This window comes from Stenotrophomonas sp. GW821-FHT01H02A (genome assembly GCF_059422145.1).
Map to the genome: position 1 here is coordinate 38,519 of NZ_JBWKWI010000005.1, position 21,712 is coordinate 60,230.

Here is a 21,712-nt window from a genome sequence, read left to right on the forward strand (position 1 = left end):
CGGTCATGGCAGATGCGCCTGCGGATCGACGCGCTCGCCGTTGCGGAGCATTTCCAGATGCAGGTGGGGGCCGGTCACGCGTCCGGTGCTGCCGACGCGGGCGATCTGCTCACCGGCGTGCACCTGTTGACCGACCACGACGTCGGCGCCCTGCAGGTGCGCATACAGCGTCTGCCAGCCTTGGCCGTGATCGATCACCACCACCGTGCCGTATTGAGGGCCGTCAGGGTAGGCGGTCGTTGCCGCCACCACGCGGCCGTCCGCGGGCGCCAGCACCGGGGTACCGGGGCGTGCACCGAAATCGGTGCCGCGGTGCGCGCGTTGCCGGATGCTGCCGGTATCGCCGAAATGACCGGTGATCCGTGGTGTCGCCAGCGGTGCCTGGAACCGCACCTCGATGGGGCGCTCGCTGACCGGTGGCAGCGGCAGTGGCAGCAAGGCGTGCGTCATTGAGACCGGCGACGGCGCGCTGACGACGGCAGGACCAGGCAGCGGTCGCGCCGTGCTGGCCTGCATCACCATCAGCAGACTGCCGATCAGCAGCGCGCTGCCCAGCAACATGGCGCGCCGCGATCCTGCCAGGGGCGCGGCGGCATCGCCGTGCAGCATGTGGCGGATGCGGATTTCATGCCCGGCCAGATCGCGGTGGGTCAGGGCCGTGGCAGGCGCGTGGGCCGCGGCGGACAGGCGCAGCGTGCGCACATACGCCGTGGCGAACGCGCGGCCGCCATGGGCATCGTCGGCGAGTGCCTGCGCATCGCAACGCAGTTCTGCCGCCAGCTGCACGCGGGCCGTGAGGCGGGGCAGGAACGGATTGAACCACAGCAGCGCGTTGATCACCGCCATCAGACCGGCGCGCTGCGGATCGCGGCGCATCAGGTGCGCGGCTTCATGGCCCAGGATCAGGCTCAGCGCACGATCCTCCAGTTGCGCCATCGCCGAGACGGGCAGCACGATCATCGGCCGCGACCAGCGCACCGCGAACGGGCTCACCGGCAAGGCGCTGACCCGGCAGGCGATACCGGCCGACTGCAAGCGCTGCGCGCAGGCACGGCTGCGCGGCCCCGGCCAGGCGGCGGGCGTGATAAGCGTCGTGGCGCGGCACAACCGGGCAGTCGCCCGGATGCCCGACAGCACCCGTAGCAATGCGATCCCCAGACCCGCGCAATACACGGCCGCCAGCAGTGCGGCGACGGAGGGACGGGCCCAGAGAGACGCCGCCACCGCACCGCCGGCTGCGCCAGCATCCCCCAGATCCAGCGCGACCGGCAGCGGCATCGTCAATGCAGGTGCCAGCGCCACGAAGGGGGCGGGTGCCCACAGCGCCACCAGTGTCGACAGCAGCACCGGCATCACCGCCAGCAGCCACAGCCCGATCCAGTAACCATAGGCCGCATGGGAGAGCCCCAGCCGCCGGTGGAGGCGCCGGCCGACCGCCCACGCCAGCCCGCCCGCCGCGAGGGCGCCGGTGGCCTGCACCGCCCAGAATCCCAATGTCAGGCTCATGCCTGATCGTCCTTGGCGGGTGCACGGAGCAGGGCATCCAGCTGCTGCAGTTCCTGCTCGCTCAGCAGGCGACTGTCGGCGAAGGCCTGCGCCGGCAATGCCCCATCGATTTCCAGTACCCGGCGCGCGAAGTCCGTGCTGAGGGCGGCCAACGTGGCGACCTTGCCGACCCGGGCGCGGTACATGTTCAGTCCGTGCTCGACGGATTCGTCGACCAGGCCCTTGTCCACCATCCGCTCCAGCGTCTTGCGGGTCGAGGAATAGGACCAGTCCAGCGCGGCCACGGCGCCGTTGTGCACTTCGCGCGCGCTGCAGGCGCCCTGGCGCCACAGCGCCTTGAGCAGTTCCAGCTCGGCATTGGAGGGGGTGGGCAGCACGGACATGATGATCCCGGTTTGGCGAGGTGTCGCAAGTGTGCGACATGTGTCGCACGCAATGCAACCCGACGGTCATTGATGCGGATCAATGCCGTCACGGGTGGGGTGGGTACCATCGTGGTGTGCAGCGCGGTGCCAGGAGGGGGCCGTGAGCGGTAGGGAAGCCGTGCTGCCAGGCGTCGGGTTACCCGGCGCCTCCTGTGGGTCCATCGAAAAAAGGAGTGGTGATATGGCTGTCGAGGAAACGAACGTGCACCGGGCACCGGTGATCGATAAAGAACCCGATGCCACGGGCGCCTACTGGTGCAACCGGCCCGAGAACACATTGCCGCCGCCGGACATGATGGGGGCCTACATGCGCAACCGCCCGGTGGCACCGGAGGGCGTGGCGACGCGCAAGGCGTGGATCATCGGCACCGGCATCGCCGGACTGGCCGCCGCGTTCTACCTGATCCGCGATGGCGGCATGCCGGCGGCGAACATCACCGTGATCGACAGCCTGGACATTGAAGGCGGTTCGCTCGATGGCGCCGGCGACCCCGAGCAGGGCTATCTGGTTCGCGGCGGCCGTGAGATGAACTGGAACTACGACAATTTCTGGGACCTGTTCCAGGACGTGCCGGCGCTGGAACTGCCCGCCGGCTACAGTGTGCTCGACGAGTACCGGGCGGTGAACGACAACGACCCGAACTATTCCAAGGCCCGGCTGATGCACCAGCAGGGGAAGATCCAGGACTTCTCCACGTTCGGGCTGAGCAAGCCGCAGCAGTGGGAACTGGTCAAGCTGATGCTCAAGCGCAAGGAAGACCTCGATGACGTGACCATCGAGGACTACTTCAGCGAGGGCTTCCTGCAGAGCAACTTCTGGTTCTTCTGGCGCTCGATGTTCGCGTTCGAGAACTGGCAGAGCCTGCTGGAAATGAAGCTGTACATGCACCGGTTCCTCGACGCCATCGACGGATTGAACGACATGTCCGCGCTGGTGTTCCCGAAGTACAACCAGTACGAAAGCTTCGTCAAGCCGCTGGTGAAGATGCTGCGCGAGCAGGGCGTGCAGGTTACCTTCGGCACCCGCGTGTACGATCTGGACATGCGCGTGGACGGCGACGTGCGCACGGTCACCGGTCTGCGCTGCCGCGTCGGCGGCGACGATACACTGCTGCCGGTTGCCGAAGGCGATCTGGTGTTCGCGCTGACCGGTTCGATGACCGAAGGCACTGCCTACGGCGACATGGACACGGTGCCGGTGCTGCAGCGCCCGCGCGAAACGCCCGGGCAGGACAGCGACTGGGCGCTGTGGCGCAACCTCGCCGCGCAGTCGCCGATCTTCGGTAAACCGGAAAAATTCCACGGCGACATCGACCGCTCCATGTGGGAGTCGGCCACGTTGACCTGCCGCCCCTCGCCGCTGGTGGACAAGATCAAGGAACTCTCGGTCAACGATCCCTATTCGGGCAGGACCGTGACCGGCGGTGTGATCACCTTCACCGACTCCAACTGGGTGCTGAGCTTCACCGTCAACCGCCAGCCGCACTTCGTCGACCAGCCCAGGGACGTGCTGGTGGTATGGGTGTATGCGCTGCTGATGGACCAGAACGGCAATCACGTGGCCAAGCCGATGCCGGCCTGTACCGGCCGCGAGATCCTGGCCGAGCTGAGCTACCACCTGGGCATCATCGACCAGCTCGACGAGATCGCCGTCAACACCAAGGTGCGGACCGCATTGATGCCGTACATCACCGCGCAGTTCATGCCGCGTGCTGCCGGCGACCGCCCGCACGTCGTGCCCAAGGGCTGCACCAACCTGGGCCTGCTCGGCCAGTTCGTGGAGACCCGCAACGATGTGGTGTTCACCATGGAAAGCTCGGTGCGTACCGCGCGCGTGGCGGTGTACACGCTGCTGGACCTGCCCAAGCAGGTGCCGGACCTGAGCCCGACCCAGTACGACATCCGCAACCTGGTCAAGGCCGCGCGGGCGCTCAACAACAACGAGCCTTTCCCGGGCGAGCGACTGCTGCGCCGCCTGCTCGACAAGACCTACTTCGCGCACATCCTGCCGCCGTTGCCGGACAGCGAGCGCCACCGTGCCGGCTTCATGGAGGAGGAGGTGTCCTGGCTGGTCGGCAAGGGCGGCAGCGCGTTGAAGGATCTCTCCACGCGCTTGGAAACCCTGCGCGAGAGCCTGGCCAAGCGTGGCAGGTAGGCCGGGGCTGGGCGCGAGCGATCAGTCGCTCTCGCCCATCCGGCCCTCGGCCAGCGGCACGCGCGAGCCATCGAGCAGGCCGCGGCTGAGCGTGCCGTTCTCGATGAACAGCAGTTCGCCGTTCTCACCGTTCTTGATGCTGCTGTCGATGGCGATGATGCGGTCGCCGTGGAAGCTGCTGACATGCGGCATCGAGGTGTGGCCGACCACGATCCGGGTGAGGCCCAGCTGCTTGAGCAGGGCCTCGACCTGGGCGGTGTCCATGCGGCCATCGAAGTAGCCGCGGTACCAGATCGGGCTGGTCTTGCCATCGAACAGGCGGGCCGTGTCCGGGGCGGTCTTGACCTGGTCCTTGGGCAGCCCGAGCGCCGCCTGGTAGCCGGCATTGGTGGTGTCCATGTTGTGCACCAGATCCAGATTCTCCGGTGCGATGCCGCCATGCAGGAACAGGGTGTCGCCGATCCGCAGCAGCACCGGGCGGGTACGCAGCCATTGGCCGATCGTCGAATCCGGGCCGTACAGCGCGGGATAGGAACGGCCCAGCAGCTGCGCACTCTTGAGGTACTTGGGGTTGACGTAGCGCAGATCGTTGTAGAGCACCATCGTCTCGTGATTGCCGAGCACGAAGTGCACCGCACCGCCGGCCGCTGCAGCCTGCTGCTGCAGGCTGTACAGCAGCCAGAACGCTTCGGTGACCTGGGGGCCGCGATCGAACACATCACCGGCCACCACCAGCGTGGCGTTACCCAGCGACCAGCGGTCTTCGGCGTCGATCACGTGATGGGCCCGCAGCAGTTTCACGAGCAGGCCGTACTGGCCGTGGATGTCCGACAGCGCGACGATCCGCGGCGTGGCCGGAAAGCGGGCGAGCTCCGCCGTGCGCGGCGGCAGCACGCGCAACGGGCGGGGATAGCCGCATTCGGGCGTGACCACCGTGGCCTCGCCGCGCGCCGGCAGCTCGCGGCGGATCACCTGGTCCTTGCATACCCAGGCCGCCTCCAGCCCGGTGGCGGTACGGAACACATAGGGACCATCGGCATCGACGTGTTCGGCCGGCGCGGCTGCCTCGCGCGCCGTGGCCAGCAACGGTGTCATCAGCAGCGCCGACTGGAGCAGCAGCAGCGCAGGGCGGGTCAGGGCGCGGCGGATCGACATCAGGGTATTCCTGTAACAGACGGCAGTGTCGCGATGCTACGCCGCAGGCACCACGCCGGACATGCGCCATTGGTCAGCCCCGCGTGCCGAAACAGGCGGATCGGGCGGCGGCATCCGCCCGGGCGGATCATCCGCGCTGCAGGGCCTGCCGTCCCGGCGCATCCGGCAGTGTGTCGCTGGCCAGCACCACCTGGTCGCGGCCCCGCTTCTTGGCCTGGTACATGGCCGCATCGGCGCGCGCCATCAAGCGCTCGTAATCGGGGTGGCCATCGTGCGCGGCCACGCCGATGCTGGTGGTCAACGACAGGCTCTGGCCATTGCCCAACTGCACCGGGCTCTGCGCGATGTGCTTGCGCAGGTTCTCGGCGATCACCTCTGCCTGGGCCGCGGTGGCGGCGACCAGCACCACCACGAACTCTTCCCCGCCATAGCGGAACAGATAGTCGCTGCCGCGGGTGAGCTGGCCGAGCAGGGCGGCCACATGCTGCAGGGCACGGTCGCCGCCATCGTGGCCGTGCGCATCGTTGATCGCCTTGAAATGATCCAGGTCCAGCAGCAATACCGAGAACGGCGTCTGCGTGGAAGTGGCCAGTTCGATCTCACGGCGCAGCACGGTCGGCAGGAACCGGCGGTTGAGCAGGTTGGTCAGTGCATCGCTGCCGGCATCGAGTTCGCCGATCCGTTCGAACAACATGCCCATCAACGTGCGGATCTGCGCCAGCCGCTCGCGGATCCCCTGCAATGCGCCGAAGCGCGCCGCGAAATCAGCATGCGCCAACGCTTCGCGAAGCTGTGTATCGACCGCGGCCACCAGCGCGCCGACCTGGCCGGTTTCGCTGCTTTCGCCGAAGCTGGGAATGCCCTTGTGGGTGAACCACAGGCCAAACTCGGACTGGGCCAGCCCGGTGAGCTCGGCGTCGGCATTCTGGCTGGCCATCGCATAGAGCAGGGCGTTTTCCCAATCCAGCAGCAGGGCGCGTTGGCGTTCACGCTCGGTGCTGACGTTCTGCACCAGCGAGAACAGGCGGTAAGCCGCATCCGTCCGCGAGGAACGCTCGCGTGCATGCGTATAAGCCAGCGTCATGCCTTCCAGCGCGATGTCCATCGAGGCACTGAGACAGTGGATCGCCGCGAACGCGGTCGCGCTGTCGTCGGCCTGCGCGATGATGCGGTCGAACAGGCGATGCTTGAGCACGCGCGCACCGCGCGCCACCAGGTCCACCGGGATGCCTACGCGGGCATGCACATCGCCGATCACGCGCTGCGCAGCGACCAGTGCATTGATGCTGTCCGCGGTGGCGGTGAGGAGCGGCTGCAGCCAGCGCTGCATTGCCGGTTTCAGGCGCAGCCGCACCTGGTCGTGCGAGAGGAAACGGCTGGCCCGCGGATCTTCGAGCAGCACGTCGTAGAAGTGGTGGGCCAGCCCGGGCGGGCTCTGCGCCGACAGGCTCGCCAGCAGCGTCGCCGCAGCCTCTGGAGTCCGCGCCAGCGTATCGGCCCAGGCCAGCGCCAGCGGCTGGCTGGCCTCGTCAAGATTTGGAACGTTATGCACGATTGTCTTCCCGCCACACAGGCCGTCGAGAGGTAGCGGCCGGGCGCTGTTGTTATTGAATTGCAAACTGAACGCTACGGTAAGTGTAATAGTCTCCGCGCAAGGCGCTGCTTAACCTGCCGGCATTGTCCAGGAGAGCTTCCATGGGTCACGACCACGACCATCTGCCCAGCGAGATCCGCCACGAGAAACCCCTGTGGTGGGCGCTGGGATTGACCACCACCTTCCTGCTGGTGGAAGTGGCCGGTGCGTTCTGGACCAACAGCCTGGCGCTGTTGTCCGATGCCGCGCACATGGCCACCGACACCCTCGCGCTGATGATCGCGCTGGTCGCGGTCCGGCTCAGCCGACGCCCGCCCGATGCCAAGCGCACCTATGGCTATGCGCGGCTGGAAGCACTCGGCGCGATGATCAACGGCGGCATGCTGTTCGTGGTCGCCGGCTACATCCTCTGGGAAGCGGTCCAGCGCTTCCGTGCGCCGCAGGAGATCGCCTCCACCGGGATGCTGGTGATCGCGGTGTTCGGGCTGGTCATCAACCTCATCTCGATGCGCCTGCTGCGCGCCGGCAGCGGCGAGAGCCTCAACGTCAAGGGCGCGTACCTGGAAGTCTGGGCGGACATGCTGGGCTCGGTCGCGGTGATCCTCGGCGCATTGCTGATCCGCTGGACCGGCTGGAAACCGATCGATCCGATCCTGGCCGTGCTGATCGGCCTGTGGGTGTTGCCGCGTACCTGGGTGCTGATGCGCGAAGCGATCAACGTGCTGCTGGAAGGCGTGCCCAAGGGCATGGATGTCGCTGCGGTACGCGCCACCCTGTGCGCGCATGACGGCGTAGTGGATGTGCATGACCTGCACGTATGGGCGCTGGCCTCCAGTACCCCGGCACTGACCGCGCACGTGGTGATGGGGGTCGGCGTTGATGCAGACCGTCTGCGCCGCGAGCTGGGCACCCGGTTGCACGAGCAGTACGGCATCGACCACGTGACCCTGCAGATCGAGGCGGATCACTGTGGTGATCCCTGCAGTGTCGGCAGCCCGCGGGACCCGCATGCCGATGACCATGCCGGGCATGGCCATGCAGACCACGATCATGCCGCGCACGCACACGGCAGCCACGCACACGGCAGCGGCGACAGCCGCCGGCGCACCGCACCGGACGCGCAGGGCCATCACGGGCATCCGCATCCCTGAGGGCCACGGACCGGGTACGACGGACGGGCAGGGCGGGGTTGCCGCTACAATGCGGCTCTGCCTTGCCATCTGTCGGAGATACTGCAGTGACCCGGAAACTCGTACTGTTGCGCCACGGCCAGAGCCAGTGGAACCTGGACAACCGCTTCACCGGCTGGGTGGACGTGGAATTGACTGAACAGGGCCGCCGCGAGGCTGCCGCCGCCGGCCGCCTGATGCGTGAAGAAGGCCTGCAGTTCGATGTCGCGCACACCTCGGTGCTCAAGCGCGCCATCCACACTCTTCAGGGTGCCCTGGCCGAGCTTGACCAGGACTGGCTGCCGGTCAGCAAGAGCTGGCGCTTGAACGAGCGCCATTACGGCGGCCTGCAGGGCCTGGACAAGGCCGAGACCGCGGCCAAGCACGGCGAGGACCAGGTCAAGATCTGGCGCCGTTCCTACGACATCCCGCCGCCGGCGATGGACATCGAAGACCCGGGCCACCCGATCCACGACCGCCGCTACGCTGGCCTGGACCGCAACGCGCTGCCGGGCACCGAATCGCTGGCCACCACGCTGGACCGCGTGCTGCCGTACTGGTTCGATTCGATCGCCCCTCAGCTCAAGGACGGCAAGACCGTGCTGGTCACCGCCCATGGCAATTCGCTGCGTGCGCTCTACAAGTATCTCAACAACGTTTCGCAGGAAGCGATCCTGGAGCTCAACATCCCGACCGGCATCCCGCTGCTGTTCGAACTCAACGACGACCTGACGGTGCAGTCGTTCCGCTACCTGGGCGACCCGGAGGCGGCACGCAAGGCGGCCGAAGCCGTGGCGAACCAGGGCAAGGCGCGGTAGATCGCCACCGTTGGTGGGGATGCATCTGCCCGGTGTGTGCGGACCAACCGTCCGCACCTACCGACCGGTGACCATGGGCGTTCCCACCTGTGGCCACGGGCACTTCCCCCCTGTGACCTTTGGCCGGTCCGCCCGGTCCCCTCCCGCGCTACGCTGCCCGATTGCCCGTGGTCCGGGTGATGCATCCATCTGTAGCCGGAGAGTCGAATGAAGTTTTCCAAGCTGGTCCCGCTGGGTCTGACCGCCGCCATCGCCGTGTCGCTGGCTTCGTGTGGCAAGACCGATACCACGCCTGCCGCCACCACCGATGCCAAGCCGGCGTTTGATCTGTCGCAGATCAAGACCCCGCTGATCTCGCTCAACAATGCCGATCTGGATACCGCCATCGCCGCCTGTACCGACCTCAACGGGTTCGTGAACAGCAAGTGGCTCAAGGCCAACCCGGTCCCGAACGACCAGACCACCTGGGGCAGCTTCGAAATCCTGCGCGAGCGCTCGCTGGAAGTGCAGCACGCGCTGGTGCAGCAGGCCGCCGCCAGCCAGGCCAAGGCCGGCACGGTGGAAGCCAAGATCGGCGACATCTGGAAGACCGGTTCGGACGAAGCCAAGATCGAGGCCGCCGGCATCACCCCGTTGCAGCCGCAGCTGGACAAGATCGCCGCGCTGAACGATACCGCTGCCATCACCCAGTACCTGCGCGACAGCCAGGCGCTGGGCCAGGGCGTACTGTTCTCGCTGTTCGCCAATGCCGATTACAAGGATTCGGCCAACGTCATCGCCTATGTCGGCCAGGGCGGCCTCGGCCTGCCGGAGAAGGGCTATTACTTCGACGATTCGCAGGCCAAGATCCGCGATGCGTACGTTGCCTATATCGCCCAGGTGCTGACCCTGTCCGGCGTCGATGCCGAGCAGGCCAAGACCCAGGCCAAGGCCGTGATGGACTTCGAAACGCGGCTGGCCAAGGCCTCGATGTCGCGCATCGAAATGCGTGACCCGGCCAAGCGCTACAATCCGGTCAGCGCGGCGGACGCGGACAAGCTGACCCCCAACTTCAGCTGGACCGCGCTGTTCGACACCCTGAAGGTGCCGGCCGCGCAGAAGTTCTCGATGGCCCAGCCGGGCTTCTTCGGTGAGGTGGACAAGATGCTGGCCGATGTGCCGGCCGCCACCTGGCAGGCCTACCTGCGCTTCCACACCATCGATGATGCCTCGCCTTACCTGAGCAGCGCCTTCGAGAAGGCCAACTTCGATTTCTACAGTACCACCCTGCGTGGCCAGAAGGAAATGCAGCCGCGCTGGAAGCGCGTGCTGGAGTCGGTCAACGGCGCCATCGGCGAAGGCCTGGGCCAGATGTATGTCGACGCCGTGTTCCCGGCCGACTCCAAGGTGCAGATGCAGCACCTGGTGGAGAACCTCTCGGTGGCGCTCAAGGCACGCCTGGAGAAGCTGGAGTGGATGAGCGAAGACACCCGCAAGAAGGCACTGGAGAAGTGGGCCAGCTTCACGCCGAAGATCGGCTACCCGGACAAGTGGCGTGACTGGTCGGGCCTGGAAACCAACGGCGACAGCTACCTGGGCAACATGCAGGCCGCGCGCACGTTCAACTACCGCTTCATGCTCAACAAGATCGGCAAGCCGGTCGACAAGACCGAGTGGGGCATGACCCCGCAGACGGTGAACGCCTACTACAACGCCACCAAGAACGAGATCGTGTTCCCGGCGGCGATCCTGCAGGCGCCGTTCTTCGATGCCAAGGCCGATCCGGCGCTGAACTACGGTGGCATCGGTGCGGTCATCGGCCACGAGATGATGCACGGCTATGACGACTCGGGCAGCCAGTTCGCCGCCAACGGCAACTTCGACAACTGGTGGACCGACGGCGACCGTGCCGCCTTCACCCAGCGTACCGATCAGTTGGTCGCGCAGTTTGACGGCTATGAGTCGCTGCCGGGCGTGAACGTGAAGGGCAAGCTGACCCTGGGCGAGAACATCGGCGACCTGGGTGGCCTGACCGTGGCGTACGACGCGCTGCAGATGGCGCTCAAGGAAAACCCGAAGGCCAACGTCGAGGTCGATGGCTATACGCAGGATCAGCGCTTCTTCATGAACTGGGCCACCGTATGGCGCCGCAACTTCAACGAAGGCGAGCTGCGCGTGCGCCTGAACACCGATCCGCACGCCCCGGCCAACTTCCGTGCCAACGGCGCGCCGTCGAACATGCCGGCATACGCGCAGGCGTTCGAGTGCAAGGCGGGCGATGCGATGGTGCGGGCCGACGACAAGCGCGTCGTGATCTGGTGATCGCACGCGGTTGAGTGGAACGAAAACCCGGCGAACGCCGGGTTTTTCGTAGGCGGCCGGATCGGATCAGACCAGCGCAGGGGCGCGCTTCAACAATCCCTGGAAGGCGCCCAGCAGGTAGGGGTCCACCAGCCCGCCGGCGGCATCGTCAAGCAGGCGCATGGCGCGGTCATGGGCGATCGCCCCGCGGTAGGGGCGGTCACTGGTCATCGCATCCCAGGCGTCGACGATGGTCAGGATGCGCGCGCCGAGCGGAATCGCTTCGCCCCGCAGCCCATCGGGATAACCGCTGCCGTCGAAGGCTTCATGGTGGGCGCGGATCAGCCGTGCCACGTCCGCCGCATCGCTGCGGCCGGTAGCCAGGAAAATGCGTTCGCCGTGCACGGGGTGCTGGCGCATGATCGCCTGCTCGGCAGGGCCATGGCGCCCGGGGCTCAGCAGCACCTCGTCGGGGATGCCGATCTTGCCGATGTCGTGGAAGCAGGCGGCGAGCCCGATCCGGTCGCAGTGCGCCGGCTCGAGCCCGCAATGGCGCGCCAGCGCCGCAGCCAGCAGGCCGACGCGGTCGCAGTGGTGACGGGTGTAGGCATCACGCAACTGCAACGACAGTGCCAGCGCATCGATGGAGCAGGCCAGCGCGGGGCCGGGATGGAGCGAAACGGAATCGGTCACGGGAGCTTCTTGCTGCGTCTCCCAGCGGCGGATGCCGCCAGGAGACGATGGAATCACTGCCGCTGCAGCTGGATGCCGTGCTTCTTGGCGTAAGCCTCCTGGGCCGCGTCCAGGGCCTGCATTTCGCCGTCGATGCGATTGCCGACGGCCTGCAGCTTCCCGGCCAGCGGCATGATCTGGGCCTTGTCGTAGCCCTCGGGCAGCGCGGCGATCTCCAGCAGGATGCCGAACATCTCATCGGCGCTCTGCACGTAGGTGCGCAGCTTCTGGTGCACGTCCTTGGCGTCCTCGTCCGGCGGCATCTGGTCGATCATCGCCAGGTGCTGCTTCGTCTCGGCGCGTGCGCCTTCCAGCCCGGACTTGAACGTGGCCAGGCCCTTGCCTTCACCCAGCGCCTTCTGCAGCTGCTCGCCACGCGGGCCGATGGTCCACTGCTGCACGGTCATGGCGGTGCCATTCCACAGGGCGACGTTTTCAGTGAGGTATTCGCTGGCGGTCATGCCCGTGCCGCCGCCATTGCAGGCGGTGAGCAGGGCAAGGCCGGTGGCCAGCAGCAGGGTGTGGAATCGTTTCAAAGCAACTCTCCTTGTCGCGGGCAATGAACAGCAAAGACCCGCCGGCCCGCAGAAGCGGTGGGTCGTGGGGAATCTCGGAGGCAGCTCAGCGTGGTGAGAGCGTCAGCAGCAACGCCTTGGCGGCACTGAAACGGTCTTCCGGCAGTGGCAGCGGATGCTTGATGCGCAGCTTGTCCGGGCCGTCCATCGTGTACAGCTTGGGCTGCTTCTGGATCAGCTGGATCACCGCCATCGGGTCGATCTCCGGCTTGGGATTGAACACGATGCGGCCGCCGTTCTCGCCCAGCTCCAGCTTGCGCACGCCCAGCACATTGGCCTGCAGCTTGAGCTCGGCGATCGCGAACAGGTGCTTGGCCGGATCCGGCAGCAGGCCGAAGCGGTCGATCATCTCCACCTGCAGTTCGCGCAGCTCACCGCTGTCGCGCGCGCTGCTGATGCGCTTGTACAGGGTCAGGCGGGTGTGCACGTCTGGCAGGTAGTCGTCCGGGATCAGGGCCGGCACGTGCAGCTCGACCTCGGCGCCGCGGGCCTCTTCGCCGGCATCCAGGTCCGGCAGTTTGCCCAGGCGGATGCTGCGTACCGCACGTTCGAGCAGCTCGGTGTAGAGGCTGAAGCCGACTTCGGCCATCTGCCCGCTCTGGTCTTCGCCCAGCAGTTCGCCGGCGCCACGGATTTCCAGATCGTGGGTGGCCAGGGTGAAGCCGGCGCCGAGCTCATCCATCGAGGCGATCGCCTCCAGCCGTTTCTCGGCATCAGGCGTCATCGCACGCTTGTCCGGCACCACCAGGTAGGCGTACGCACGGTGGTGCGAGCGACCGACGCGGCCGCGCAGCTGGTGCAGCTGGGCCAGGCCGAAGCGGTCGGCGCGGTTGATGATGATGGTGTTGGCGTTGGGGATGTCGATGCCCGATTCGATGATCGTGGTCGACAGCAGCACGTTGAAGCGCTGCTTCTGGAAGTCCAGCATCACCCGCTCCAGCTCACGCTCGGGCATCTGCCCGTGCGCGATGCCGATACGGGCTTCGGGCACCAGTTCGGCCAGCTCGCGCTGCATGCGGCCGATGCTCTCCACGTCGTTGTGCAGGAAGTACAGCTGGCCACCACGGGCCAGTTCGCGCTGGAACGCCTCGCGCAGCAGCGCGTTGTCCCAGGCGGTGATGAAGGTCTTGACCGCAAGCCGGTTCGGCGGCGGCGTGGCGATGATCGACAGATCGCGCAGCCCGGCCATGGCCATGTTGAGCGTGCGCGGGATCGGCGTGGCGGTCAGCGTGAGCAGGTGCACGTTGGCCCGCATCGCCTTGAGCGCCTCCTTCTGGCGCACGCCGAAACGCTGCTCTTCATCGACGATGACCAGGCCCAGGTCCTTGAACTTCACGTCCGGCTGCAGCAGCCGGTGCGTACCGACGATCACGTCGATGGTGCCGGCCGCGACCTTCTCCAGTTCGGCCTTGATCTCCTTGGTGGATTTGAAGCGCGAGAGCACCTCCACCTTCAGTGGCCAATCGGCGAAACGGTCGCGGAAGTTGCGGTAATGCTGTTCGGCCAGCAGCGTGGTCGGCACCAGTACGGCCACCTGCTTGCCTGCACTGGCAGCGGCGAACGCGGCGCGCACGGCGACCTCGGTCTTGCCGAAGCCGACGTCGCCACATACCACGCGGTCCATCGGCTGGCTGCTGGCCAGATCGCGCAGGGTCGCGTCGATCGCGGCGAGCTGGTCGGGCGTCTCCTCGAACGGGAACCCGGCCGCGAACGGCTCGTACATCGCGCGGTCCACGTGCAGCGCCAGGCCGGCACGCGCGCGGCGGCGCGCCTGGATTTCCAGCAGTTCGGCGGCAACGTCGCGGACCTTTTCGGCGGCTTTGCGCTTGGCCTTGGTCCACTGCTCGCCACCGAGCGAATGCAGCGGCGCGGTTTCAGGCGAGGCACCGGAATAGCGGCTGATCAGGTGCAGCTGGGCGACCGGCACATACAGGCGGTCGCCCTTGGCGTATTCGATTTCCAGGAACTCGCCGGGCATGCCGCCGGCATCGAGCACGATCAGACCGCGGTAACGGCCGACACCGTGGTCTTCATGCACGATCGGCGAGCCTTCGCTCAGTTCGCCGAGGTCACGGATGATGGCTTCCGGTTCGCGTCCGGCACGGCGGCTGCGGCGCTGCTGCCCCGCACGCTCTGGAAACAGCTGGCGCTCGGTGAGCACCGCGATCGGCGGGTTCTCCAGCGCGAAGCCATCTTCCAGCGGTGCCACGGTAATGCCGAAGCGCACGCTGTCGTCGGCCAGGAAGCCAGGCAGGTCGGCGACCACCGGCGGCTTGAGCTCAGCGGCGAGCAGGACTTCGAGCAGGGCTTCGCGGCGGCCGGCGGAATCGGCGGCGATCAGCACCCGGCCCGGGTAATGACCGATGAAGGACTTGAGTGCCTCACCCGCCGGCGCATCGCGTGCGGCGACCGGCAGCGGTGGCAGCGGCTGGTCGCCCAGCGGCTGCGCATCGCCGATGCGGTCGTGATCCGGCGGCCATACTTCCACGCGGGCCAGGCCGTTGAGCGTGCCGCGCAGCTGTTCGGGGCTGGCGTACAGCTCTTCCGGGGCCAGCAGCGGGCGCTCGACATCGTGGCGGCGCTGCTCATAGCGGTTCTGGGTCTGGGCCCAGAAGGCGGCGGCCGCGTCGAACACATTCGGCGCCAGCACCGGCAGCACATTGGGCTGCAGGTAATCGAGCAGGGTCGCGGTCTGGTCGAAGAACAGCGGCAGGTAATACTCGATGCCGGCCGGCGCGATACCGGCCTTGAGATCCTGGTACAGCGCGCTGCGCCGGGTGTCCACGTCGAAGCGTTCGCGCAGCGTGTTGAGCACCCGCGCGACGCTGAGATCGTCCAGCGGCACTTCGCGGCCGGGCAGCATGTGCACGGCCTCGACCTTGTCCAGCGAGCGCTGCGACTCTGGATCGAAGGCGCGGATCGAATCGATGTCTTCGTCAAGCAGCTCCACCCGCAGTGGCGCTTCGGCACCCATCGGGTAGACATCGAGCAGGCCGCCACGCACGGCGAAATCACCCGGATCCATCACCTGCGGGACGTTGCGGTAGCCGGCCGATTCCAGGCGGCGTTTCTCCGCATCCAGGTCCAGACGCTGGCCGACGGTCAAATCGAAGCTGCCGCCGATGACGTATTTGAGCGGGGCCAGCTGCTGCAACAGCGTCTGCACCGGCACCACCACGATGCCGCGCTTGAGCGACGGCAGGGCGTGCAGCGCGGCCAGGCGCTGGGAGATGATGTCCGGGTGCGGGCTGAAGGCGTCGTAGGGCAGGGTTTCCCAGTCCGGGAAGGCCACGATCGGCACGTCGCCGGCACTGCCCAGCAGGGTGTGCAGGTCCGCTTCAATCTGGTTCGCGCCGTGGTTGTCGCGCGCGACCACCAGCAACGGCCCGTCGTGCGACTGTGCCGCGCGGGCGATGTACCACGCCAGCGCTGTCGCCGAAGCGGGAGCGCGCCACCAGGCGCGGAGCTGTCCAGGACGTGGCAGCGGCGGAACGGGATAGGAGGTGCGTGACATGAACCGCCGATTTTAGCAGACCGCAACGTGGCGGCCGTGTCATCCGGCGGCGGCAAGCGTAGGGACGATCCCGTTGCCGGCAGTACCGACCGCTGGCCGGCTCCAGGTGATGCATGATGTTCGGGAGCCGGCCAGTGGCCGGCGCTACCGATCAGGGCGTGGCCACGCGCCCCGTTTCAGCTGTCCAGTTCGAGCACCATGCGCACCAGGCCCGGCGTGCCGTTCGGGTGCGGGATCGGCTGGAAGCCCAGCGAGGCCGCCAGCTGCTTCATCGGCTCGTTCTCTTCGGCCACGTCGCCGTACAGCCGGTCCAGGTACTTGCCACGCGCCCACTTGACCAGCTTGCGCATCAGCTGCCGGCCCAGGCCCTGGCCGACCAGGAAGCGGCTGACCAGGATCGCGTACTCGGCTTCGCGGGTACCGGGGATGATCGAGGCGCGCGCGACCGCACCCACCACGGCTTCACCGGCGGGCAGGGACTCGGCCGCGACCAGGGTGATTTCGCTCTTGGGATTGGGATGGGTCAGGCGCTGCGTCGTCTCCGGCGACAGTTCGGTCACCGACTGCAGGAAGCGGTCGCGGATCTCTTCCGGACCGAACAGACTGAACGCGGCATGCAGCGGCGGGCCGTCTTCGGGCCGGATGGGGCGGATCAGCAGCTCGTGGCCACTGGGTGCCTTGAAAATCTCGTGCCAGGGCGGCATGCGGTTACGGGTAGCCATACCGGTGATTCCTTGGTGGTCTTCGGATTCTCGCATTCCGGGGGCAGCGTTCCGTGAACGGATCACTCACGCCGCGCCGGACCGCAAGCGCCGGCCAGGCCGGGTACCGGCCTGGGCGTCAGGGGGTCATTCGGCCTGCTTGAGCCACTGCAGGCGGGTCGAGGCGCCGGCCTCGCCCAGGTGCTGCTTGAGCGCCGGCATCGCCGGGGCCAGCACCTGGTCGAACTGCCACGGCGGGTTGAGCAGCAGCATGCCGCTGCCGTTGAGCCGCAGCGGGGAGTCGTCCGGGCGGATCAGCAGCTCGGCGGTCAGCACCGACTTCACCGGCAGGGCGCAGGCCTTGCGCAGGAAATGCAGGATGGTCCGGCGCTGTTTGATCGGGAACCAGATCGCAAAGCTGGCCTGCGGCCAGCGCCCCAGGATTTCAGTCACCGAGGCCAGGATGGCCTGGTATTCGGCGTCCTGCCCCTCGTAGGGCGGGTCGATCAGGACCAGCCCGCGGCCGATCTTCACGCCGTTGGCCTTGGGTGGCAGCAGTTTCTTGTTCTGGGCATAGCCATCGGCGTGGTACACGCCGACCCGGCTGTCATGGGCGAACAGCGCCTTCAGCGCCGCGGCCTCGGCATCCTGCACCTCGCACACGGCCATGCGGTCCTGTTCGCGCAGGGTCTGGGCGGTCAGCAGCGGCGAGCCGGGGTAGCTGATCATCGCCCCGACCGGGTTGTCGGCCTGGACCGCCTTCAGGTAGCGCTCGACCACGGCCGGCAGCTGCGGCTGGGCCATCAGGCGCATCACGCCGTCTTCGGCCTCCAGCGTCTTGCGGCTTTCCTCGCTGGCCAGCAGGTAGCGGCCAGCGCCGCCGTGGGTGTCCAGCACGAAGAACGGGCTGTCCTTGCGCTTGAAGGTGTCGAGCAGGGCAAGCTGCACGATGTGCTTGAGCACATCGGCATGGTTGCCGGCATGGAAGGCGTGGCGGTAATTCATCGGCGCAGTGTACGGGGCGGCGGGCCCAGCGGCTATGCTGCGCGCATGAGCCACCCCCTGCACAACGTCCTGGTGGTCGAGGACGAAACCGCCATCGCCGATACCGTTCTGTATGCCCTGCGCAGCGAAGGCTACGGCGCCGAGCACTGCCTGCTCGGCGGCCAGGCACTGGCGCGGCTGCGCCAGCAGGCCTTCGACGTGGTGGTGCTGGATGTCGGCCTGCCGGACATGAGCGGTTTCGAGGTCTGCCGCACCCTGCGTACCTTCAGCGAGGTGCCGGTGATCTTCCTGACCGCCCGCAACGACGAATTCGACCGCGTGCTCGGCCTGGAACTGGGTGCGGACGACTACATGGCCAAGCCGTTCTCGCCACGCGAGCTGGTGGCGCGCGTCCGCGCACGCCTGCGCCGTACCGTTGCCCCCGTCGAAACCTCGGGCTGGCAGCAGCACGGCCGCTTCGCGATCGACCGTGAGGGCAGCCGGATCCGCTTCGGTGATCAGCCGCTGGACCTGACCCGCTACGAGTACGCGCTGCTGGCGGCCCTGCTGCAGCGGCCCGGGGCGATCCTCAGCCGCGCCCAGCTGATGGACCGTGGCTGGGACAGCGATGCCGACAGTGCCGACCGCACCGTCGATACCCACGTCAAGACCCTGCGCGCCAAACTGCGCGCCGCTGGCGCCGAGGCCGACCCGATCCGCACCCACCGTGGCCTGGGCTACGCACTGGAGGTGTAGGCATGCGGCTGGGCCTGAAACTGTTCCTGGGCTTCTTCCTGATCGTGGGCATCGCCGCGTTCTTCGTGATGCGCATCTTCGTCAACGAAGTGAAGCCGGGCGTGCGCCAGGCGATGGAGTCCACCCTGGTCGATGCGGCCAACGTGCTGGCGGAAATGGCGGCGGCCGATCTCAAGGCCGGGCATATCCGCGACGGCCGCTTTGTCGCCGATCTGGCGCGTGCGCAGCGGCGCGACCCCAAGGCGATGGTGTGGCGCTTTCCCAAGCGTACGCTGGATTACCAGGTCACCATCACCGATGCCAAGGGCATCGTGGTGTATGACTCGACCGGCCGCGATACCGGCCGCGACAACTCGCGCTGGAACGATGTCTACCGCACCCTGCGCGGCGAGTATGGGGCGCGCTCCAGCCCGGAAACGCCCGGTGATGACACCCACTCGGTGATGCACGTGGCCGCGCCGATCTTCGATCCCGCCGATGGGCGCCGCTTGATCGGCGTACTCAGCCTGGCCCAGCCCAACCGCAGCATCGATCCCTTCATCGCGGCCAGCCAGCGCGCCATCATGAAGCGTGGCGCGTGGTTGATCGGGCTGTCAGCGCTGATCGGCCTGCTGATGACCGCCTGGCTGATGCACGGGGTGAACCGGCTCAACCGCTATGCCAAGGCGGTCAGCGCCGGTGAACCGGTGCCGCCGCCGAAGCCGCGCCGTGATGAGATCGGCGACCTGGGCCAGGCGCTGGAAACCATGCGCCGCAAGCTGGAAGGCAAGGCCTACGTCGAGCAGTACGTGCAGTCGTTGACGCATGAAATGAAGAGCCCGCTGGCGGCGATCCGCGGCGCGGCCGAACTGTTGCAGGAACCGTTGCCGGATGCCGACCGTGCGCATTTCGCGCGCAGCATCGAAGGCCAGGCGCAGCGCCTCACCGAAACCATCGACAAACTGCTGGCGTTGGCCGAGGTCGAGCAGTACGGCTGGCTGCAGAAGCACGAGCGGCTCGCATTGGCGCCGCTGCTGCAGGCCGCTGCCGATGCGGTGGCGGTGCGTGCGCAGGCCGCCGGTGTGGATATCCAGGTGGATGCAGGGGCCGAGAGCGTGCAGGGCGATGGTTATCTGCTGCGCCAGGCGCTCAACAATCTGCTGGAGAACGCCGTTGCCTTTTCACCGGCGGGCACGGTCATCACGCTCGGTGCGCACGCAGAAGGCGATGGCATCGCACTGACCGTGGCCGATCGTGGCAGTGGCGTGCCGGACTACGCGCTTGACCGCGTGTTCGAGCGGTTCTATTCGCTGGCGCGGCCGGGCACCGGCCAGCGCAGCTCCGGCCTCGGCCTGTCGTTCGTGCAGGAAGTGGCGCGCCTGCACGGTGGCCGCGTCAGCCTGCGCAATCGCGAAGAGGGCGGCGCGCAGGCGGTGCTGTGGCTGCCAGTACGTCTTCCTGTCATACCGCCGCGGCGCTGACCTCGCGCCACTTCACACAGACTTCAAACTCGGCACAAACCCCGCACACCGGCACGCGGGAAGCTGGCCCCCTCCCAACCGAGGACGGGCCATGAAATCCCTGAAGATGCTGTTGCGGTTCGCCATCGTGGGCGGGCTGATCCTGTTGCTGCTGATTCCGCTAAGCCTGATCAAGGGCGTGATCCGCGAGCGCGAGGCCTACCGTGATGAGGCTTACCAGCGCGTGGCGCAGAGCCGTGCCGGCGCGCAGATCCTGACCGGCCCGATCCGCGTGGTGCCGTGGACCGACACCCGCGAGATCGAGGTGGTGGATGCGGCCGGCAACAAGAAAAAGGAAAAACAGGTGGAACACGGCCAGTGGCTGCAGATGCCGGCCACCTTGAAGGTGGATGGCGTCATGCAGCCGGACGAACGCCGCGTCGGCCTGTTCCGCGTGCCGGTCTACAGCTGGAAGGCCACGGTCACCGCCGCTTTCGCCGATGATGACTACCCGGTCAAGGCGGGCCGCGTGTATGGCATGCCGTTCCTGACCGTGGGTATTGCCGATGTGCGCGGCCTGGTCGGCTCGCCGAACCTGCGCGTGGATGGCAACGCACTGAATCTGTTGCCCGATGCCGGCGGCGTCAGCGGCATCGGCACCGGCCTGCACGTCGGCCTGCCGGGCCTGGAGGATGAACGCGGCGGCGTGCTGAAGGGCAGCAAGGTCGAGCTGGAACTGGTGCTGGATGGCACCCGGTCGCTGTCGGTGGTGCCGCTCGGCGACGACAGCCGCATCGCACTGCGTTCACCGTGGCCGCATCCGCTGTTCGGTGGCAGCTTCCTGCCCAACGAGCGCAAGGTCGATGCGCAGGGCTTTGATGCACAGTGGGCGGTGTCCTCGCTGGCCTCGCGTGCCCAGCACCAGCTGCGCAACCGCCCGGACATCGATGCCGAAGCCGTGAGCGTGGAACTGGTCAATCCGGTCGACGTGTATACCCAGGCCGATCGTGCCAGCAAGTACGGCATCCTCTTCATCCTGCTCACCTTCGTCGGCTTCATCCTGTTCGAGCTGATCAAGCAGCTGCGCATCCACCCGCTGCAGTACCTGATGGTCGGCCTGGCGCTGGCGATCTTCTTCCTGCTGCTGCTCAGCCTTTCCGAGCACATCGCGTTCTGGCAGGCCTACGCGCTCTCGGCCCTGGCGTGCATCGGCATCCAGACGGTGTATCTCTCCGGCGTACTGAAAAGCTGGAAACGCGGCCTGGGCTTTGCGGTGATGCTCAGCGCCCTGTACGGCGCCCTGTATGGGCTGCTGATCTCGGAGAACAACGCCTTGCTGATGGGCTCGCTGCTGCTGTTCGCCGTGCTGGCCGCGGTGATGTGGGTGACCCGCCGGGTCGACTGGTACGAGCTCGGCGCGCGCCTGAGTTGAGGAACGACCATGAGCTTGCACCGCTGTCTGCACGAACGCGTGCGCCGGGCGCTGCCCGCCCGACTGGAGGTGGCCTCGCTGCTGGGCGAGGCACCGGGCTGGCCCTCGCCGTTGCTGGCGCTGCCCGGCGCTCCGCAGACGCCGGGACTGCTGCGCTTCGGATTGGCCCCAGCCACCTGCGAAGCGATCGCCAGGGACGGCCTGCGCTTCCTGCAACAGGCACGGCAGGCGCGCGGGCGCCTGCCGCTGCCGCACTGGTGTGGCGCGTATCGGCCGTGGCGCGAGGGTGCCCGGGCCCTGCATGAGATCGGCATCCGCGGCTTGCCCGGCGACTGGCCGGTGCATGCGCCGGTCTACGCCAGCGCCTCGGTGGACCGCAGCCGCTGGTTGCTGGTGCTGCCCACCCGCAGCCAGCTCTGGTACGGCTGGATGGAATGACCATGACTCTTGGCCCGGGGGCACCGGGCCCGTGCTGGA

The 21,712-nt window shown here is 67.3% G+C and carries 17 protein-coding genes; 8 read left to right on the forward strand and 9 right to left on the reverse strand.

Annotation, left to right across the window (positions count from 1 at the left end; translation table 11 throughout):
• Positions 1-3: 3 nt before the first annotated feature.
• Both AC07WC_RS09105 and AC07WC_RS09110 read right to left on the reverse strand, forming a co-directional pair.
• Positions 4-1,506 (reverse strand): peptidoglycan DD-metalloendopeptidase family protein, encoded by a 1,503-nt coding sequence (locus AC07WC_RS09105; RefSeq protein WP_495209725.1) that lies wholly within the window; start codon positions 1,504-1,506, stop codon positions 4-6.
• Positions 1,503-1,889, reverse strand: coding sequence for a BlaI/MecI/CopY family transcriptional regulator (locus AC07WC_RS09110; protein ID WP_495209726.1), 387 nt, complete (start codon positions 1,887-1,889; stop codon positions 1,503-1,505). Before AC07WC_RS09110 ends, AC07WC_RS09105 begins: the two co-directional genes overlap by 4 nt.
• 223 nt (positions 1,890-2,112) lie before the next feature.
• Here AC07WC_RS09110 and AC07WC_RS09115 point away from each other — a divergent pair, with 223 nt between their 5' ends.
• Complete coding sequence (locus tag AC07WC_RS09115) at positions 2,113-4,086, forward strand: oleate hydratase (RefSeq protein WP_495209727.1); 1,974 nt, start codon at positions 2,113-2,115, stop codon at positions 4,084-4,086.
• A gap of 21 nt (positions 4,087-4,107) precedes the next feature.
• On the opposite strand, the gene AC07WC_RS09120 is transcribed toward AC07WC_RS09115, so the two are convergent.
• Positions 4,108-5,241 carry a metallophosphoesterase gene (locus AC07WC_RS09120; protein WP_495209728.1) on the reverse strand — a complete coding sequence of 378 codons (1,134 nt, stop codon included), beginning with the start codon at positions 5,239-5,241 and terminating at the stop codon, positions 4,108-4,110.
• Between the two features lie 127 nt (positions 5,242-5,368).
• Positions 5,369-6,793: a diguanylate cyclase gene (locus AC07WC_RS09125; RefSeq protein WP_495209729.1), complete on the reverse strand. Its 1,425-nt coding sequence runs from the start codon at positions 6,791-6,793 to the stop codon at positions 5,369-5,371.
• Between the two features lie 143 nt (positions 6,794-6,936).
• Between AC07WC_RS09125 and AC07WC_RS09130 the strand changes: the two genes are divergently transcribed.
• The 3 genes from AC07WC_RS09130 to AC07WC_RS09140 all read left to right on the forward strand — a co-directional run bounded on the left by AC07WC_RS09130 (position 6,937) and on the right by AC07WC_RS09140 (position 11,123).
• The gene (locus AC07WC_RS09130; RefSeq protein WP_495209730.1) at positions 6,937-7,986 is read left to right on the forward strand and encodes a cation diffusion facilitator family transporter; all 1,050 of its coding nucleotides are present in this window, start codon (positions 6,937-6,939) and stop codon (positions 7,984-7,986) included.
• Positions 7,987-8,072: 86 nt separating this feature from the next.
• Positions 8,073-8,822 (forward strand): 2,3-diphosphoglycerate-dependent phosphoglycerate mutase, encoded by a 750-nt coding sequence (gpmA, locus tag AC07WC_RS09135; protein WP_088435150.1) that lies wholly within the window; start codon positions 8,073-8,075, stop codon positions 8,820-8,822.
• 207 nt (positions 8,823-9,029) lie between these two features.
• A complete protein-coding gene (locus tag AC07WC_RS09140) occupies positions 9,030-11,123 on the forward strand; it encodes a M13 family metallopeptidase (RefSeq protein ID WP_495209731.1) in 2,094 nt (697 codons plus the stop codon).
• A gap of 66 nt (positions 11,124-11,189) precedes the next feature.
• Here AC07WC_RS09140 and AC07WC_RS09145 read toward each other — a convergent pair whose 3' ends face one another.
• The 5 genes from AC07WC_RS09145 to AC07WC_RS09165 form a co-directional block, all read right to left on the reverse strand.
• Positions 11,190-11,795, reverse strand: coding sequence for an HD-GYP domain-containing protein (locus AC07WC_RS09145; protein ID WP_495209732.1), 606 nt, complete (start codon positions 11,793-11,795; stop codon positions 11,190-11,192).
• A 53-nt stretch (positions 11,796-11,848) separates the two neighbouring features.
• On the reverse strand, positions 11,849-12,370 hold the full coding sequence (locus AC07WC_RS09150) for a hypothetical protein (protein ID WP_495209733.1): 522 nt from the start codon (positions 12,368-12,370) through the stop codon (positions 11,849-11,851).
• An 85-nt stretch (positions 12,371-12,455) separates the two neighbouring features.
• Complete coding sequence (gene mfd, locus AC07WC_RS09155) at positions 12,456-15,923, reverse strand: transcription-repair coupling factor (RefSeq protein WP_495209734.1); 3,468 nt, start codon at positions 15,921-15,923, stop codon at positions 12,456-12,458.
• Positions 15,924-16,099: 176 nt separating this feature from the next.
• Positions 16,100-16,645: a GNAT family N-acetyltransferase gene (locus tag AC07WC_RS09160; protein WP_019184458.1), complete on the reverse strand. Its 546-nt coding sequence runs from the start codon at positions 16,643-16,645 to the stop codon at positions 16,100-16,102.
• Between the two features lie 126 nt (positions 16,646-16,771).
• Positions 16,772-17,629, reverse strand: a complete 858-nt coding sequence (locus AC07WC_RS09165) for a 23S rRNA (adenine(2030)-N(6))-methyltransferase RlmJ (protein ID WP_019184457.1) — start codon at positions 17,627-17,629, stop codon at positions 16,772-16,774.
• 45 nt (positions 17,630-17,674) lie between these two features.
• Between AC07WC_RS09165 and creB the strand changes: the two genes are divergently transcribed.
• From creB to AC07WC_RS09185, 4 genes are all read left to right on the forward strand, one after another.
• Entirely contained in the window at positions 17,675-18,364 is a 690-nt protein-coding gene (gene creB / locus AC07WC_RS09170; RefSeq protein ID WP_495209735.1) for a two-component system response regulator CreB, read from the forward strand.
• Positions 18,365-18,366: 2 nt separating this feature from the next.
• On the forward strand, positions 18,367-19,824 hold the full coding sequence (creC, locus tag AC07WC_RS09175; RefSeq protein ID WP_495209736.1) for a two-component system sensor histidine kinase CreC: 1,458 nt from the start codon (positions 18,367-18,369) through the stop codon (positions 19,822-19,824).
• A 91-nt stretch (positions 19,825-19,915) separates the two neighbouring features.
• Positions 19,916-21,235, forward strand: coding sequence for a cell envelope integrity protein CreD (gene creD, locus AC07WC_RS09180; protein ID WP_495209737.1), 1,320 nt, complete (start codon positions 19,916-19,918; stop codon positions 21,233-21,235).
• 9 nt (positions 21,236-21,244) lie between these two features.
• Positions 21,245-21,673, forward strand: a complete 429-nt coding sequence (locus AC07WC_RS09185) for a hypothetical protein (RefSeq protein ID WP_495209738.1) — start codon at positions 21,245-21,247, stop codon at positions 21,671-21,673.
• Positions 21,674-21,712 lie beyond the last annotated feature (39 nt).

What these genes read in the sequence shown, in the direction of transcription:
- AC07WC_RS09105 (WP_495209725.1), bottom strand. Translation starts at nt 1,506, where the DNA reads ATGAGCCTGACATTGGGATTCTGGGCGGTGCAGGCCACCGGCGCCCTC.
- AC07WC_RS09110 (WP_495209726.1), bottom strand. Translation starts at nt 1,889, where the DNA reads ATGTCCGTGCTGCCCACCCCCTCCAATGCCGAGCTGGAACTGCTCAAG.
- AC07WC_RS09115 (WP_495209727.1), top strand. Translation starts at nt 2,113, where the DNA reads ATGGCTGTCGAGGAAACGAACGTGCACCGGGCACCGGTGATCGATAAA.
- AC07WC_RS09120 (WP_495209728.1), bottom strand. Translation starts at nt 5,241, where the DNA reads ATGTCGATCCGCCGCGCCCTGACCCGCCCTGCGCTGCTGCTGCTCCAG.
- AC07WC_RS09130 (WP_495209730.1), top strand. Translation starts at nt 6,937, where the DNA reads ATGGGTCACGACCACGACCATCTGCCCAGCGAGATCCGCCACGAGAAA.
- AC07WC_RS09140 (WP_495209731.1), top strand. Translation starts at nt 9,030, where the DNA reads ATGAAGTTTTCCAAGCTGGTCCCGCTGGGTCTGACCGCCGCCATCGCC.
- mfd (WP_495209734.1), bottom strand. Translation starts at nt 15,923, where the DNA reads ATGTCACGCACCTCCTATCCCGTTCCGCCGCTGCCACGTCCTGGACAG.
- AC07WC_RS09160 (WP_019184458.1), bottom strand. Translation starts at nt 16,645, where the DNA reads ATGGCTACCCGTAACCGCATGCCGCCCTGGCACGAGATTTTCAAGGCA.
- AC07WC_RS09165 (WP_019184457.1), bottom strand. Translation starts at nt 17,629, where the DNA reads ATGAATTACCGCCACGCCTTCCATGCCGGCAACCATGCCGATGTGCTC.
- creB (WP_495209735.1), top strand. Translation starts at nt 17,675, where the DNA reads ATGAGCCACCCCCTGCACAACGTCCTGGTGGTCGAGGACGAAACCGCC.
- creC (WP_495209736.1), top strand. Translation starts at nt 18,367, where the DNA reads ATGCGGCTGGGCCTGAAACTGTTCCTGGGCTTCTTCCTGATCGTGGGC.
- creD (WP_495209737.1), top strand. Translation starts at nt 19,916, where the DNA reads ATGAAATCCCTGAAGATGCTGTTGCGGTTCGCCATCGTGGGCGGGCTG.
- AC07WC_RS09185 (WP_495209738.1), top strand. Translation starts at nt 21,245, where the DNA reads ATGAGCTTGCACCGCTGTCTGCACGAACGCGTGCGCCGGGCGCTGCCC.